The sequence below is a fragment of the Sagittula sp. SSi028 genome (assembly GCF_048553715.1).
Lineage (GTDB): Bacteria > Pseudomonadota > Alphaproteobacteria > Rhodobacterales > Rhodobacteraceae > Sagittula.
Genome location: NZ_JBLZNC010000004.1, coordinates 95,101 through 111,804, shown reverse-complemented (window position 1 = coordinate 111,804; position 16,704 = coordinate 95,101). Strand labels below are relative to the sequence as shown.

The window sequence follows — 16,704 nt, the reverse complement described above, 5'->3', positions numbered from 1 at the left end:
AGCGCGGCGGTAAGACCCTTTGCGCCATAGATACCGCATGTCTCAGTTCTCTTCCTCCGGCCCTTCGGCACCCCGATATTCGGTCCTTAGCGATAACGGACCACAGGTTCCTCAGCGCGGGTTGCCATCGCGAGGAAAGAACTCTCTGTGGAAAGGGCTGGCGCGTTTGGTCTCTCTCAAACGCACTACCAAACCCGCCAGCCCTCCTTTCAATTATCGCGGTTGGACATGACCCCGTGACAGCGCTGCGTCTGACGGGACGTTGCGGCTGACATTCCCAGCGTTGCGCCGCATAGTCGCCGCAACCATTAGGGGAGAGAGACATGACCGATGATATCGTAATCCTGAGCGGCGCACGCACGGCCATTGGCGGCTTTGGCGGCAGCCTTGCGGGCGTGGCCCCGATTGACACCGCGACAGCCGTTTCCAAAGCCGCGCTAGAGCGCGCAGGCGTCGAGGGCGCGCAGATCGGCAATGTGGTGTTCGGCCACGTCATCAACACAGAACCGCGCGACATGTATCTGTCGCGGGTCGCGGCGATGCAGGCGGGCATCCCCGACACCACCCCGGCGATGAACGTGAACCGCCTGTGCGGGTCTGGCGCGCAGGCCATCGTCTCCGGCGTGCAATCGCTGGCCTTGGGCGATGCGGATTTCGCGCTGGTCGGCGGTGCCGAAAGCATGTCGCGGTCGCCCTACATCGTGCCGGATCAGCGCTGGGGGTCCAAAATGGGCGACATCCGCACGCTGGACATGATGCTGGGCGCGCTGAATTGCCCCTTCGGAACCGGCCATATGGGCGTGACGGCGGAAAACGTCTCTGCCGAACACGAGATCAGCCGCGAAGATCAGGATGCCTTTGCGCTCGAAAGCCAGCGGCGCGCGGCGGCGGCCATTGAAGCGGGCTATTTCGACAGCCAGATCGTCCCGATCGAGGTCAAGAAACGCCGCGAGATGGTCGCGTTCAAGACCGATGAACACCCCAAAGCCACCACGGCCGAGGCGCTGGCCGGTTTGCGTCCCGCGTTCAAGAAAGACGGCTCTGTCACTGCAGGCAACGCATCGGGCATCAACGACGGCGCGGCTGCTTTGGTGCTTGCCCGTGGCGCGGCGGCGCAGCAGGCGGGGCTGACGCCCAAGGCGCGTGTTCTGGGCTATGCCGTTGCAGGCGTGCGCCCCGAGGTGATGGGCATCGGCCCCGTTCCGGCGGTCGAGGCGCTGTGCAATCGCACGGGCCTGTCCGTCAGCGACTTTGACGTGATCGAAAGCAACGAAGCCTTTGCCGCGCAGGCGTTGGCGGTGAACAAGGCGCTTGGCCTTGACGCGGCCAAGGTCAATCCCAACGGCGGGGCCATCGCGCTGGGCCATCCCGTTGGCGCGACGGGGTCCATCGTCACGGTGAAAGCCCTGTACGAGCTGGAGCGCACCGGCGGCAAGCGCGCGCTGATCACCATGTGCATCGGGGGCGGTCAGGGCATTGCGCTCGCCATCGAACGTATGTGATAGGCTTGTCAGGTCGGGGAAAATCCCCGACCTACCTTGCGAAGGATGACGTTGATGCGGCCCCTGCTTGCCAATGCCCGGTATCTTGTGTTGATCGCGGTGATCGGCGCGCTGGCTGCGGCCACCTGTTTGCTGGTCTACGGCTTCCTGCAGGGCATCCAGTTGATCGCGGGGGTGGTTGATTACGGTGCTGTGTCCAGCAAAGGGGCCAAGGCGCTTGCACTGGAATTTATCGAGATCATCGATCTGTTCCTGATGGGCACCGTCTTCTACATCGTCTCGGTCGGGCTGTATTCGCTGTTCATCGACAGCACGCTGCCACTGCCGGACTGGCTGAAGATCCGAACGCTGGACGATTTGAAAAACAAACTGGTCGCGGTTGTGATCGTTGTCCTGGCCGTGGTGTTTCTCGGCAAGGCCGTCACCGGCGACGCAGATCTGATGGGGGCTGGCGCGGGTATTGCAGCGGTGATCGCGGCGCTGACCTATTTCCTGAGCGTGAAATCCGGAAAAGCCGCCGAAAAGTGAGATTGGCGCGCGCCGCACGGCCTCCTGATGGGGGCAGACACTGCGCTATAACACAGCTGCCAGCAACCTTGCATCCTCACGCTGGCCACCTCACCCGTTGCCCCATTTTCTATTTTGCATCCGATTTAAGGCGATTTTCATACCACTGGTAGAAAACTGCGCCGAACTTTGGAGGCACCTTGCATGGATCTGGCGGAACGTCTGGCGGAGGAACGGCGCGCGCGTCTGGCCGCTGAACGGCTGCTGGAGCTCAAGCAAAAAGAGCTGTTCGAGGCGAACAAACGTCTGGGCGATCATGCGCTGAAACTGTCGCATGAGATCCGGGAAACACGGGTAGAGGTGGCGCAGGTGCGCACCCAGCACCAGCGGGTTGTCCAACAATTGGGACAGGCCACGGCCAAGATCGAAGTGGTGACAGAACAGCTTTGGTCTGCCTTGGAAACCATCCGCGACGGCTTTGCCATGTTCGACGCGCATGGCAATATGGAGCTGGCGAACCCCGCTTATCTGTCCGCCTTTGACGGGCTGGAATGTATCGCGCCGGGCGCCTCTTATGCCACAGTGCTGGCTGCGATGGCCGATGAGGGGATCGTCGATCTGCAGGGGGAGGACCCGAAGGGATGGCAGTTGCGCATGCTGTCCCGTTGGGAACAGAACCCGATCCCGAACGAGACCCTGCGGCTGTGGAATGGCCGCTTCATCAAGGTGCGCGACCGGCATCTGCCCGATGGCGGCGTGGTGTCCTTGTCAATCGACATCACCGAACTGATGCGGATGTGGTCCGCCGTCGAGGAGCTGCCGGACGGCTTTGTCATCTATGATGCCGAAGACCGGTTGCTGATGTGCAACCAGCCCTACAAGGACTACTACAAGGCCAGCGCCCCGGCGATGATCCCCGGTGCCACATACGAGGAAATTCTGCGCTACGGGCTGGAACGCCAGCAATATGAAAGCGCCATCGGTCGCGAGGAAGAATGGCTTGAAGAGCGGCTGATCAAGCACAGATCCAACGATAAGGAACGCGAAGAACAGTTGGACGACGGGCGCTGGCTGCGGATCTACGAGGCGGAAACCACCGATGGCGGGCGGGTCGGCCTGCGCGTGGACATCACCCAGATCAAACATGACCAGCAACGGCTGCGTGACACGACGGTGCGCGCGGAATCCGCCAACCGTGCCAAATCCACCTTCCTCGCCAATATGAGCCACGAGATCCGGACGCCGATGAATGGCGTGGTCGGCATGGCGGATCTGTTGCTGGACACCCCGCTGAACGAGGAACAGCGGCTTTATGCGGATACCATCCGCTCGTCGGGCGAATCCCTGCTGGTGATCATCAACGACATTCTCGACTACTCGAAGATCGAGGCGGACAAGCTGGAACTGCACCCGGAGGTGCTTGACCTTGAACGCGCGATCCACGAGGTCATCATGCTGTTGCAGCCCACCGCACGGGACAAGGACATCGCTCTGCTGGTCGACTACGACATGTTCCTGCCCACCCGCTTTGTGGGGGATGCCGGGCGCATCCGGCAGATTCTGACGAACCTTGTGGGCAATGCGGTGAAATTCACCGTCACGGGTCATGTGTTGGTGCGCGTTGTGGGCGCGCCAGATCACGATGACCGTGCGTCTGTCCACATCACGGTCGAGGACACCGGCATCGGCATTGCCAAGGACAAGGTTGATCACGTCTTTGGCGAATTCAATCAGGTCGAGGATGAGCGGAACCGCAAGTTCGAGGGGACCGGTCTTGGTCTCGCCATCACGCGCAAACTGGTCGAGATGATGGGGGGCGAGGTTTGGGTCGACTCCGAGCCCGGGCGCGGAAGCTGTTTTGGCCTGCGCATTCCGCTGGACCGTGACACATCCGAACCCGAAGCGGTCAGTCTGCCGCCACGTATCAAGCGCGTTCTGGTCGTCGATGACCACGGCCCGCACCGCAGCATCCTGACGAAACAGCTGTCTCTTTTGGGGCTGGAAATATCGTTCTGCTCAACCGCCTCCGACGCAATCGATCATGTGCAACTGGGCACCGACTTACTGATGGTGGAACAGGAATTGCCGGATATGACCGGCGTGGAACTGGCACGGCAATTGCAGATCGGCGGATATGGGCTGCCCGTGATCGTATTCTCCGACACGCCAATGCAGGTGCCGCAGGCCGACTGTGATGCGGTCATCGCAGTCTTGCAAAAGCCCGTACCGCGGCGGATGTTGTTCTCCGCGCTTGAGGGGCTGAATGCCCTACCATCCTCTGCGACCGCCACCGAGCCCGCCCCGCCGCAGCCGGACACGCCGCAACATTCAGGCGCGCTGCTTGATGTTCTGGTGGCCGAGGACAACAAGACCAACCAGCTGGTCATTTCCAAGATGATGAAGACCATGCCGGTCAAATTGCGGTTTGCCAACAATGGCATCGAGGCGGTTAAGGCCTTTAGCGATCAGCGCCCCGATCTGATCCTGATGGACATTTCCATGCCGCAGATGGACGGCAAGGAAGCCACCCGCGAAATCCGCAAACTCGAAGGCGCAGACACCCCCCCAGTGCCAATTATCGCGGTAACCGCGCATGCCATGGCCGGAGACCGCGATCTGATCCTTGAGGCGGGGCTGACAGATTATCTGTCAAAACCCCTGCGCAAGGTCGAGTTGGCTGCAAAGATTGCGCAATACACACATGCCCCGCAGCCTGCTGCGTAACGCCATCAGCCCGCGCGCAGAAACGCCGGTTTGTCCGGTGTCGAAAGCTCTGGCTGGTAGCTGTAGCCGCCAAAGTCGAAATCTTTTAGCGCGTCGGCGTCGTTCAGACGGTGCTGAATGATGAAACGGGCCATGCTGCCACGGGCGCGCTTGGCATAGAACGACACGATCTTGGGACCGCCGGGCTTATCTTCGAGAAACTGCGGCGTGATGATCCGCAGGCCCAGCGCCTTTGGCGGGACCGCCCCGAAATATTCCTGCGAGGCGCAGTTGACCAAAGTGTCCGTGCCCAAAATATCGGCCTCGGCCTTGAGCTGCGCTGCGATCTTGTCGCCCCAGTAGTCGTACAGGTTCTTGCCCTGCGCGGTCTTCAAGCGCGACCCCATTTCCAGCCGGTAGGCCTGAAACCCGTCGCGCGGTTTCAATACACCATACAGGCCCGACAAAATCCGCAGGTGATCATCGGCAAAGCGCATCTCGTCCGCGTCCAATGTGCCCGCTTCCAAGCCCTGATAGGTATCACCGGCAAAAGCCAGCGCGGCGGGGCGCAGATCCTCTGGCTCGGGCGTGTCGGTGAACGCCTTGAACCGGTCGGCGTTCAAGGTGGTCAGGTCATCGGACAAATGCATCAGGGATTTCAGCTCATCATGGCTCAGACCGCGCGCAACCTCGGCCAGTTCATGGGCCTCGGCCTGAAACACCGGCTGCGTCATCTCGACGTTTTTCTCTGTCCAATCCAGCTTTTTCGCCGGGGAAATCACCACAAGCATTCTGTCACCTCTGTCTATCGAGGCGTGATTTAGTCCGATTGGGTCAGAACGTCCAGAAAAGCGTTCCCAAAACGTTCCGCGCGTTTGTCTCCGATGATACGTTCGATCCGGTCCAGCGTATCGGGGCGCATCTCTGCCAGCTTTGCCAGCGCAGAGGCGGTACAAGACAGCGGCTTGTCCGTGCCATCGGGACCGCGCAACAGCTCTGCCTGCGCTTCGAGCAGCGCATCATACAGGCTGCCCGATCCGCGCGCGGCCAGTTTGCGACGCACCGGATGGACCTCTTGCGCGGCGCCATTGATGACCTCCAGAAACGCCATGCCGTAGCTTTCTAGCTTTTTCGCGCCGACACCGCCGACCCGTGCCATATCATCCAGCGTGCGGGGCCGTGTTTCGGCCATCTCGATCAGGGTGCGGTCATTGAAGATCATGTAGGGCGGGACGCGCGCATCCTTGGCCAGCGCGGTGCGCTTTGCCTTCAGCGCCGAGAACATGGGCGCGTGCTCCTCGCTCACCAGTGCCTTGACCGCGGGCCTGCGATCCGCGGCCTTGGTCACCACATCACGGCGCAGCTGGATCGTCTCCTCGCCGCGCAGGATGGGCAGCGCCCGATCCGTCATGACCAAAGCGCCGTGCCGGTCCGCATCGGGGCGCAGCAGATCATGGCCCATCATCTGCCGGAACACCGCCTGCCATTGTCCTTTTGTCAGATCCTTGCCCACGCCGTAGGTCGGCAGCAGATCGTGGCTGCGGGATTTGATCTTGTCCGTATCGCGGCCCAACAAAACATCGATCAGATGCCCCGCGCCAAAGCTTTCCTCGGTGCGCAGGGCAGCCGACAGCGCCTTGCGCACGGCTTCGGTGCCGTCAAACAGTTCGGGCGGCCGGTCGCACAGATCACAATTGCCACAGGGCTCCGCCTGTTCGCCGAAATACCCCAGCAGCGCCTGACGACGGCAGCCCAGCGCCTCGGCCAGACCGAGAAGCGCATTCAAACGACCATGATCCGCCTGTCTGCGTTCGGGCGGCGCCAGCCCCTCGTCAATCTGGGCGCGGCGCAACCGCACGTCTTCGGACCCATACAGCGTCATGGTTTCTGCCGGTGCCCCGTCACGCCCCGCCCGACCGATTTCCTGATAATAGCCCTCGATCGATTTCGGCAGATCCGCATGGGCCACCCAGCGGATGTCGGGTTTGTCCACACCCATGCCAAAGGCCACGGTCGCACAGACGATCAGCCCGTCTTCGGTGGCAAAGCGTTCCTCCACCGCGCGGCGGTCGTCCGCCTCCATCCCGCCGTGGTAGTGGCAGGCGGCGTGGCCGTCCTCGCGCAGCGCACGCGCGATGGCCTCTGTCTTGTTGCGCGTGCCGCAGTAGACGATGCCCGACTGCCCGCGACGCGCGCCGGCAAATGTCAGGATTTGTGCGCGCGGCCCGTCCTTGGGCTGAAAGGCCAGATGAATGTTGGGACGGTCGAACCCCCGCAGAAAGGTGGTCGGCATAACGCCATCGAACAGGCGCGCAACCATCTCTTCGCGAGTTTCCTCATCCGCGGTGGCGGTAAAGGCCGCCAGCGGCACGTCCAGCGCGCGCCGCAACTCCCCGATCCGCAGGTAGTCGGGACGGAAATCATGCCCCCACTGGCTGACGCAATGCGCCTCGTCCACAGCGATCAGGGACACGCCCGCCTGTGCCAGCATCCGCTGGGTGCCGGTGTTGGCCAGCCGTTCCGGCGCGAGATATAAAAGCTTCAGCTCGCCCGCGTGCAGCATATCCCAGACCGCATCGGTTTCCTCCGGCGTGTTGCCAGAGGTCAGCGCCCCTGCTGCCACGCCCGCCTCGCGCAGGCCGCGCACCTGATCGCGCATCAGGGCAATCAGCGGCGAAATCACCACCGTCACCCCACCGCGCATCAAGGCAGGCAGTTGGAAACACAGGGATTTACCGCCACCCGTGGGCATGATGGCCAGCACATTTTGCCCATCGGCCACGGATTGGACGATCTCTTCTTGTCCGGGACGAAAGGCATCATAGCCAAAGATATTCTTTAGCAACGCCTGAGGCGCGGCGGTATCACGGGGCATGGGAGGGCCTGTCAGGATGTGCGGACTGCTTTATCCCGACATTCTCATACTAAGATTCGGTGAATCAACCCCCCGACACGCTATATAGGCGCGTGCCGGGGCGTTATTCATCAAAATATGCGAGGCTCAGGCGACCTCATGCATCAGGATGGCCGCCTCGGAGGAGGACAGGTTGCGCCGCGCATAGGACCCGTAGGAATGCGGGTTGTCCGCGACACCGGGCAGACGTTGCAGCAGCCGCGCGCGGTCCTGATCCGAAATCGTCGACATGGCGGTGTTTGCGGGGTGGAAGCTTTCGGTTTCCACGCCATTGGCGAACAGAACCTCGTGCCGGGGCAACAGAAGATGCACATAGGTCACCTCCTTCACGGTGGTGTCCAGCCGCACAGAGGTGCCGTTGACCAGATCGCGCGCGGCGACCAGAACCTCTGGCGTGTTGAACAGGGCGCGGGCCGTGACGCCCTTGACCACCATCCGGTGCTCGGGCGAGACCAGCAGCTCTTCGTCCGGCTCACCGATGCCAAAGGCACCGGGCCGGATGCGAATGGGCCGCAAGCGTGGCATCGCAAACAGACGCGCCCCGGACATGCGCCGTGAGCCGATCCACTGGATCTCCTGCGCCCCGCTGTCCTTTGTCTGGACCTGATCGCCTTCGCGCAGATCCTCGACAAATTTCATGCCGTTTGGTGTCAGGATACGCGTGCCGGGTGTGAAACAGATCACGCCAGAGGACTGTTCGCCATCGGCATTTGTCCCCTCGGGGTCCAGCGTATGATGCACGATCCACAGATCCCGCCCCGCTGGCGGAATATCGTCAAGGAACATCAAAAGCGGTCGCTGATCCGCGCCCACGTGTATCAGCGTGACCGTGTAACTGGTCGACCCGTCTGTCACCACAAAGTTCGAATCCGTCAGCGGGTGTTCCACCTCGACGGTCTCTATGCGCGGCTGATGTGTCACAGCCGCCCCCACAAGGCGCCGCACCATCCGTGCAGCGCGCTTGCGCATATCTGCTTCGCCATCGGCCTGGTCCAGCCGCAATACAGAGCTCGGCCCATCCACGCGGACCGGTTCCCCTTGCCAGGACCATGCGGCCCCGACGATCAATGCGGACGGTGGTGCGGCCTTAAGACCGTCTATTTCCGTCTGCGACCAAGAGATGACGAACGTGCCTCGATAGCCCGTTCCCATGCCTGTCTTTCCTGCCTCGATACGTAACTTTTTTAGTTATTAACGGAAGGTTAACGGAACAACTTTTGGCTGAAAATACTCACTATACTTTAGAGATTAAATTGTATTGCCCCCTGATGGGCAGCGGTGCAAAAAAGCGACACCGCTGCGCCGGGCCTTAGAATTTGAAATCCAGCCGCACAGACCCCACGGTTTGGCCGCTGTCCTGATCCTCGAACTCTTTCGACAGATAGGTGATGCCGTAGAAGGCGGCGTTGCGCTCCCCCTGCCAATGGATGCCCGCACGCAGGCGGTTGCGCGTCTCGCTGACCTCATAGCCGTCGTCCTCGGGCAGAAAGGCCGAGCTGTCGACATAGGCGATGTCACCGCCCACCACATAGGAAAAGCCGGTCAGAGGTGCGGTCACGGCGCGGTACCGCTGGCCTGTGACACTGTCGCGGACCATCAGCTCGCCCTGACCCACGGTGCCCAGCGTCAGATCGGCCCCGACGCGCACCATGCTTTCGACACCGGCGCGTGCCTCGGCAAAGGGGCGCAGAACAGCCGTGCCGCCCAGCCCCATGGGGTTACCGGCCTCAAGGACCAAAGTCGGGTGGACGTCATTGTCGATCTGGTCATCCAGAACATCTATGGACGCAGGTTCGACCCCCAGCGCATCATGCACCGCTGTCTGGAACGCGCCCAGACCGGTCTGCGAGCCCGTGACCACCAGATTGGCCCCCGCCGACATCTCCAGCGGGCCGCGTGCGAAATGTGTGTGAACGCCCAGCGACAGCGCCCCGGCAAAGGGGCGATCCTCGGCATCGGGGGTGCGGATATCTTCGGGCGCGATCACCTGCGCGGAGAGCCGGTATTCCAGAATGTCAAACGGCTGCTGCGGCAAGGACCCCGTCCAGCCGCCACGGCCCACCACCCGAGACGTGGCCACCGATCCCGTCTGCCAGCGGTCGTTGCCGTCGCCGAACAGGTCGTTGGTGGTCAGACGCCCGTGGCCCAGAACCTCGCGCCCCAGAAACCCGCGACGCCCGTAATCGACACCGCCATAGGCCTGCGCTGCCGCGTCTGCCTGATAGGCGGGCATCGCGTCATCATATGCGCCACCCGCATAAGCGTCGGCATCAAAGGTCTGGGCTTGCGCAATGGGGGCAAGCATCGTCGCTGCTGTTGCAGCCACGGCAAAACGACGGATCATCACGGTCCTCGGTCATCGGTGCCCCCCCGGGCAGGATCACCGTAACACAGGAACGATTCGCGCCGAAAGCGCGGTGCTGCCAATTGGTCACTCCTGTTGCCCGTTTGCCCCGCGTGGCGGTTCAGGTCGCCTCGATAAAGCGCACATCCCCCGGCACGATATGGGCCGCAGTCAGCCGCCCCGTGGCGTAAGCGCCTGTATCGGTGGCAATCCGTCCCGATTGCGCCTGCGGTGTGCGCACGATGGTATGGCCATGCGCGACCCAGACACCGTCCATACGGTTGGTCAGCATGAACTGGCTGGTGCCCCACATCAAAACGTCGTCGGATTGACGGTCCATGGGCACCAAGGGATCGGCCCCTGCATGAACCACTGCAAGGTTCCCGCTTTGCCAGCGCAAAGGCAGGCCCGTGACCCAATCGATCAGATCCTGCCCCATGGCGTCGCGCAACTGGTCGCGCAGCTCTGTCATGGATGTGTCAGAGGCACGTGAGATCCGGAAACTGGCGAGCGTCTGCAACCCGCCGTGGCGCAACCACCGCTGGCCTGCCCGTTCGGGATTTGCCAGAAACTCCAGCATCATCGCCTCGTGGTTGCCCTTGAGACAGGTCAGCAGATCGCCAAACTGGGCGCTCAACCCCTGTAGCGTGCGCAGAACATCGGCGGATTGCTCGCCCCGATCCACGTAGTCGCCGACAAAGACCACACGCGGCGTGTCCTCGATCTGTTCGATGCGCTCGAACAGCCGCATCATCAGATCGTGACGGCCGTGAACGTCGCCCACGACAAACACAGGGCCGTCAGGCGCAATCGGCGCGTCAAAGGGAATCTGGGGCGCGGCTGCCGGACTGGACGGGGCCTTGCGCGGGGCGGGTTCGGGACGACGACCGAAAAGACGTTTAAGAACACTCATGGCGCTATATAGAAATGCTCCGCTCCGGTTCGCAAGACGGACAAGCGAACCGAAGAGAACTTCCGCCCTTTTCAGCCGTTACTGAAGCGCGGCAGCCGTGCGATTGATCACCGTCGGGAACAGCTGGTTCAACGCGCGGCTCCATTTCGTGATGGGCTGCTCTTCAACAAAGATGACATCGTTGGGGCGCATTTCGAATTCTGTCGCGCGGACAAGATTCGCCGCATTCACCGCGTTCAGGTGAAACGCCGCCAGCTCACCGGGAACGCCGGACATATCTCCGTCGCGCACAACATAGATCTGGCTTGGATCCCCCGTTGTCTTCGCAACACCGCCTTGTTCGAACAGCACATCCGCCAGCGTGGCACGGCGCCCATAAGGCAGTGCCACACGGGATTGCGAGGCGACTTCACCCGCAAGGTATACATAGTCGCGCGTATCTTCGCCAAGCTGAGCGCGACGCTCGAAGTTACTACGCTCTTCGTTCAAGGCAGCCCGCCGCAGGCCGATCTCTGCGTTCAGTGCCGCGATTGCAGCCGACTTGGCTTGTGTGCGCAGCGAAATCACATCAACCCGCGCGCGGTAGAACGTCAGCGCCCGATCCAGATCGTATGTCGTATCGACAAAAACCGCATCGCCATTGCGCAGCAGACGATCTTTTAGACCTGGGTTCTGGACATAGGTTTCGTATGGAATCTGGTACAACGTCCCGTCACGGTACACGCGGATGGACGCGAACTCGCGATCTTCAATTACCGGTCCGCCTGCGGCGATCAGCGCCTCCCCCAGCGTCAGGTCGCTGGGCGTGATCGGTACCACCGTCGCTTGCCGCACCGCGCCGCCGACAGCGACACGCTGCGAATTGAACTGGCTGATTTCAAGGCTGAAGGTCGGGTCAATCTGCGCGTTCACCAAGGCCTGGAACAGGCGATTCTCGGCCTCTTCCTGTGTCAGACCGGACACTTCGATTGCGCCGATTTCCGGAATGGCGATGGTGCCATCCCCGCGGACGGTATACCCTTGGCGCTGGTTCGCAGCGGCCAAAAGGCCCGTTAGCTGTTCGACGGTCGATCCTTGCGATTTGGTCGCCAACAACAGCTGGTCGCCCACCCCGATACGATAGGGCGTGGCCGGAGTGTCGGGAAGCGGCCGGTATTCCAGTGTGCGACGGTTTTCGTTCGGCAAATATGGCGCTGCAGGCAGGGCTCCCGCCCCCTGAATGCTGCCGGTCCCCGCGCCGGCATAGAAAACAGCGGGCAAGGCGCGCGGCGTATAGGGCGACGCGTTGGCGCTTTGCACGGCCAGACGCGTCATCTCAACCACGGTTACCGGTTGACCGGCAGCGGTGTCGCGGATCGACGGGCTTTTGTAGGTCACGCCGCAAGCAGACAAAGACAGGGCCAATGCCCCTACCAGAATTTTGCGACCGAACGCGCCAAGCACGCCACTCGCCAGATCCGCAGAATTGGTCGAGAGATTAACACTCATGCCGGTTCCGTTCTTTCATTCCAGAGTTATCTATGGCGCGAGAAGAATATAACGCCGATTGACCGTAATGTCGGGTCTAGGGATACGCTGAAACCCACATCGGTGCGACTGTTCCGCCCTGCTTTGCCGGATCATGAACCATATTCCGTGCATATCTGCAACAGCAGCAGATCTTTGCCGACGGATTGCATGCCGCCGCGCAGGGCGGCAGCCCGGCCTTACAAAAAGTCAGCCCATCAAGGAATGTATACCGCCGCATACTGTAGACCTTTGGTTGCGGATGGCCTATGCAGGGCGCAACTCAAGCAACGGGGGGAATCCCATGTCTGACACGAACACACCCGACATCATTTACACCAAGGTCGACGAAGCGCCCGAGCTCGCCTCGGCCTCTTTCCTGCCGATCATCCAGAAGTTCGCCGCCGCCGCTGGCGTGTCCGTGGGCACCAAGGACATCTCCCTTGCCGGGCGCATCATCGCCACCTTCCCCGAGGCGCTGACCCCAGAGCAGCAGCAGTCCGACGATCTGGCAGCGCTGGGCGAGCTGGTGAAAACCCCGCAGGCCAACGTCATCAAACTGCCGAACATCTCTGCCTCCGTGCCGCAGCTTGTGGCCGCCGTCAAAGAGCTTCAGGCCCAAGGCTTTGCCCTGCCCGACTACCCCGAGACGCCCGCCACCGACGAGGAAAAAGCGATCCGCGCGAAATACGACACGATCAAGGGTTCTGCCGTGAACCCCGTGCTGCGCGAGGGCAACTCGGACCGTCGTGCCGCCGCTGCGGTCAAGAAATTCGCGCAAGACAACCCGCACCGCATGGGTGAGTGGGTGTCCGACAGCAAAACGCGCGTGGCCTCCATGTCGGGCAACGACTTCCGGTCCAACGAAGTGTCCGCAACGCTCGACGCTGCTGCCACCGCCAAGATCGTGCTGGAAACCGCGTCTGGCGAAACCGTGTTGAAGGACGGCGTGTCCTATCCTGCGGGCACCGTGGTTGACGCGACCTTTATGTCGGCCAAGGCGCTCGACGCTTTCCTCGCCGAGGAAATCGAAAAGACCAAGGAAGAAGGCACGCTGTTCTCGCTGCACATGAAGGCCACGATGATGAAGGTGTCGGACCCGATCATCTTTGGCCACGCTGTCAAAGCATGGCTGGCCCCGGTGTTCGAACAGTACGGTGAAAAGCTCGACGCGCTGGGTGTGAACCCGAACGGCGGTCTGGGCGGCCTGCTGGAAAAGGTCAAAGACGACGCCGAGATCATGGCGGCCATCGAGAAGGTCACCGCCGAACGTCCGCCGATGTATATGGTCGACAGCGACCGCGGCATCACCAACCTGCACGTGCCGTCGGACGTGATCATCGACGCATCTATGCCCGCGCTGATCCGCGCAGGCGGCAAGGGCTGGGGCCCGGATGGCCGCGAAGCGGACACCAACTGCGTGATCCCCGACAACTCCTATGCACCGGTCTATGACGCCTCCATCGAGTTCTTCAAAAAGAACGGCAAGCTGAACCCCGCCACCGCAGGCACCGTTCAGAACCTTGGCCTGATGGCGCAGAAAGCCGAGGAATACGGCAGCCACCCGACCACGTTCGAGATCCCCGAGGCGGGCACCGTCAAGATGATCCTCGACGACGGCACCGTGCTCCATTCGCACAGCGTCGAAGCGGGCGACATCTGGCGCTCTGCCTCGGCCCGCAAGGCCCCGATCGAAGACTGGGTGCAACTGGCCATCGCGCGTCAAAAGGCGACCGGCTACCGCTCGATCTTCTGGCTGGACGAAACCCGCGCCCACGACGCCGAGCTGATCAAAATGGTCAAGCCGATCCTCGAAGCGGCAGGCGTTGCCGACAAGTTCGAGATCATGGCCCCGCGTGAGGCAACCATCGCCTCGCTAGAGACCATCACCAAGGGTGAGAACACCATCGCGATCACCGGCAACGTGCTGCGCGACTACCTCACCGACCTGTTCCCGATCCTCGAACTGGCAACTTCGGCCAAGATGCTGTCCATCGTGAAGCTGATGAACGGTGGCGGCCTGTTCGAGACCGGCGCGGGCGGTTCGGCCCCCAAGCACGTGCAGCAGCTGCAGCAGGAAAACCACCTGCGCTGGGACAGCCTTGGCGAGTTCTGCGCATTGGGCGAATCGTTCAAATTCCTCGCGGATCAAAAGGACAACGCCAAGGCGCGTGTTCTGGGCGATGCGGTGGAAACCGCGACGCAGGGCATTCTGGACAACGACCGTTCGCCCTCGCGCAAGGTGGGTGAGCCGGACAACCGCGACAGCCACTACTGGTTCGCCCGCTACTGGGCCGAAGCGCTGGCGGCACAGTCCGACGACGCCGATCTGGCGGCGCATTTCGCCCCCATCGCAAAAGCACTGGCCGAAGGCGAAGCGGCAATCGTCTCCGAACTGGCCGCGGCCCAAGGCTCCGCTGCGGATCTGGGCGGCTACTACCACACCGACCCGGCCAAAACCGCATCGGTGATGCGCCCCTCGGCCACGCTGAACGCCATCATCGGCTGATCCGCCCGACAGGCAAAAATACAAACCCGCCGGTCGCTCCGGCGGGTTTTTTCGTGGGCTCGGGCCAATCGCGCAAAACAAAAGCCCTCGCAAAGCGGAGAGCTTGGAATAGATGCGGATTTTCAGGAAGTGGTGCCGCTGAAGGGACTCGAACCCCCGACCCCATCATTACGAATGACGTGCTCTACCAGCTGAGCTACAGCGGCCTCTGGTGGACGGCCAATTAGCAAACCGTCCACCGCTTGAAAAGCCCTAACTGGCGGCTTTTTTGTCGTCTTCGACGATCTCCGCGTCTTCCGCCTCAGGCTTGGCTGCGGCGGTCTCCGTAGGCTCTGCAGCGGCCTCCGGGCTGATGTCGATCACCTTGGCAGGCGCGGCCTCTTCCTCGGTGGTGGTGACATCGGTTGCAGGCTCTTCCATGGAGCCGATCAGCAGCGGCAGCATGTTCGCACCGGCGGGCAGCACAACCTCGGACTGTGGCGGGGTCTTCCACGACAGGGTGTCAAACGCGCCGCAATTGGTGCAGGTGGGACGCCAGTCTGCGTGGATCGTGTTGCAGTTGTCGCAGACCCACTGCGGACCACGCGGCGCTGTGACCGCCTTGGCCAGCCAGCCGCGCACCACCTGATCCTTGGCCCCTTCACCCTTTTCGATCGCGGCCATGATGGTCAGGACGCGGGCATCGGGTTCTTTTTCCACCAGATCGCCCAAGGCGCGGCGCGCTTCGGGAAAGTTCTCTGCGGCAAGGTTCAGTTCCGCCAGCAGCAGCTTGGTCTCGCGGTGATCCGGCTTGAGACGGGTCAGCGGAACAAAGCGTTTGATGCGGGCCTCTGGTGTCTCGTTCGGCTCGATCTCGGCGTAGGCTGCGGCAAGGTCGGGGTGCGGATGGGCTTCCCACGCCTTTTTCAGAACGCGCACCGCATTGCGGGGGCGCTTCTGTTCGATGAAATGACGCGCGACCATGGCGGCTGCGGGCACCAGATCGGGCGAATTGCGGTTCGCCTCGACCGCCTTTTCCGCCGCTTTGGCGCTGTCTTCGTTATCGGCGATCTCTGCCGCCTGGCTCAGCGCCAGCACCGCATCGCGCCGTTTGAAGACATCGCGCGGCAGGCTGCCGTGCTTGAGCTTTGCCGACAGGGTCTGACGCGCGCCGGTCCAATCCTCTTTCTCGGCCTGAAGCTGCAGCAGCGTATCCTGCACCTCCTCATGCTTGGGCTTGATCGCAAAGGCGCGTTCGGCCAGTTGCAACGCCGTGTCGGTGTCTCCGGTGGCCAGCTTTTGCTTCATGATGCCACGGATACCGACAAAGCGAGTGTTTTCGCGGGTCAGCAAGCGCTTGTAGACCTGCTCGGCCTTCGCGCTGTCGCCCATCATCTCGGCGGCCTGCGCGGTGACCAGATCGGTCAGCTCCGGCTTGTGCAGATATTTCTCGGCCCGCTGCGCCTTGGCGATGGCGACACGCCCCTCGCCCGAGGCCAGCGCCATCATCCCCTCGCTCAGCGCCTGATAGCCCTTGCGCTCGCGATTGCGGTGGAAATGACGCGACAGCGCGGTTTCATCACCGTTGATGAATTTCAGCGTCGCAATGACCAGAACGAAAAGCTGGATGAACAGCCAAACGGCGGCGATCAGAACCAGCGCACCAAGGAACATCATCAACGGCGTCAGTGTGTATTCCACACCGGCCAGCGTGATGCGGGCCTGTGCCAGTCCGGTTCCGTCCGCTTCGATCAGATAGCCCAGCCCAAGGGTCAGCGCCGCGACCAGCGCGACGAAAACCACGATCTTGATAAGTGACCACAACAT

At 62.1% G+C, this 16,704-nt stretch carries 11 protein-coding genes and 1 tRNA gene; 4 read left to right on the top strand and 8 right to left on the bottom strand.

The genetic code is table 11. The annotated features are described in order from the left end of the window. Window positions 1-323: 323 nt before the first annotated feature. From ACN5AZ_RS09120 to ACN5AZ_RS09110, 3 genes are all read left to right on the top strand, one after another. Window positions 324-1,502 (top strand): acetyl-CoA C-acyltransferase family protein, encoded by a 1,179-nt coding sequence (locus ACN5AZ_RS09120; RefSeq protein WP_419428563.1) that lies wholly within the window; start codon window positions 324-326, stop codon window positions 1,500-1,502. A 54-nt stretch (window positions 1,503-1,556) separates the two neighbouring features. Beyond that, entirely contained in the window at window positions 1,557-2,030 is a 474-nt protein-coding gene (locus ACN5AZ_RS09115) for a YqhA family protein (protein WP_419428562.1), read from the top strand. 183 nt (window positions 2,031-2,213) lie between these two features. Then, window positions 2,214-4,733, top strand: coding sequence for a response regulator (locus ACN5AZ_RS09110; protein ID WP_419428561.1), 2,520 nt, complete (start codon window positions 2,214-2,216; stop codon window positions 4,731-4,733). 5 nt (window positions 4,734-4,738) lie between these two features. On the opposite strand, the gene yaaA is transcribed toward ACN5AZ_RS09110, so the two are convergent. From yaaA to ACN5AZ_RS09080, 6 genes are all read right to left on the bottom strand, one after another. Next, a complete protein-coding gene (gene yaaA / locus ACN5AZ_RS09105; RefSeq protein WP_419428560.1) occupies window positions 4,739-5,503 on the bottom strand; it encodes a peroxide stress protein YaaA in 765 nt (254 codons plus the stop codon). Window positions 5,504-5,532: 29 nt separating this feature from the next. Then, on the bottom strand, window positions 5,533-7,587 hold the full coding sequence (recQ, locus tag ACN5AZ_RS09100; RefSeq protein WP_419428559.1) for a DNA helicase RecQ: 2,055 nt from the start codon (window positions 7,585-7,587) through the stop codon (window positions 5,533-5,535). 126 nt (window positions 7,588-7,713) lie between these two features. Next, complete coding sequence (locus ACN5AZ_RS09095) at window positions 7,714-8,778, bottom strand: Hint domain-containing protein (RefSeq protein ID WP_419428558.1); 1,065 nt, start codon at window positions 8,776-8,778, stop codon at window positions 7,714-7,716. Window positions 8,779-8,935: 157 nt separating this feature from the next. Further along, the gene (locus ACN5AZ_RS09090) at window positions 8,936-9,970 is read right to left on the bottom strand and encodes a lipid A-modifier LpxR family protein (RefSeq protein WP_419428557.1); all 1,035 of its coding nucleotides are present in this window, start codon (window positions 9,968-9,970) and stop codon (window positions 8,936-8,938) included. A gap of 121 nt (window positions 9,971-10,091) precedes the next feature. Next, on the bottom strand, window positions 10,092-10,883 hold the full coding sequence (locus tag ACN5AZ_RS09085; protein ID WP_419428556.1) for a metallophosphoesterase family protein: 792 nt from the start codon (window positions 10,881-10,883) through the stop codon (window positions 10,092-10,094). A 78-nt stretch (window positions 10,884-10,961) separates the two neighbouring features. Beyond that, on the bottom strand, window positions 10,962-12,371 hold the full coding sequence (locus ACN5AZ_RS09080; protein ID WP_419428555.1) for a polysaccharide biosynthesis/export family protein: 1,410 nt from the start codon (window positions 12,369-12,371) through the stop codon (window positions 10,962-10,964). Between the two features lie 322 nt (window positions 12,372-12,693). On the opposite strand from ACN5AZ_RS09080, the gene ACN5AZ_RS09075 reads away from it, so the two are divergent. Continuing rightward, window positions 12,694-14,898 (top strand): NADP-dependent isocitrate dehydrogenase, encoded by a 2,205-nt coding sequence (locus tag ACN5AZ_RS09075; RefSeq protein WP_419428554.1) that lies wholly within the window; start codon window positions 12,694-12,696, stop codon window positions 14,896-14,898. Between the two features lie 130 nt (window positions 14,899-15,028). Here ACN5AZ_RS09075 and ACN5AZ_RS09070 read toward each other — a convergent pair. Next, a tRNA-Thr gene (locus ACN5AZ_RS09070) sits at window positions 15,029-15,104 on the bottom strand. Between the two features lie 46 nt (window positions 15,105-15,150). Continuing rightward, window positions 15,151-16,704, bottom strand: a complete 1,554-nt coding sequence (locus ACN5AZ_RS09065; protein ID WP_419428553.1) for a heme biosynthesis protein HemY — start codon at window positions 16,702-16,704, stop codon at window positions 15,151-15,153.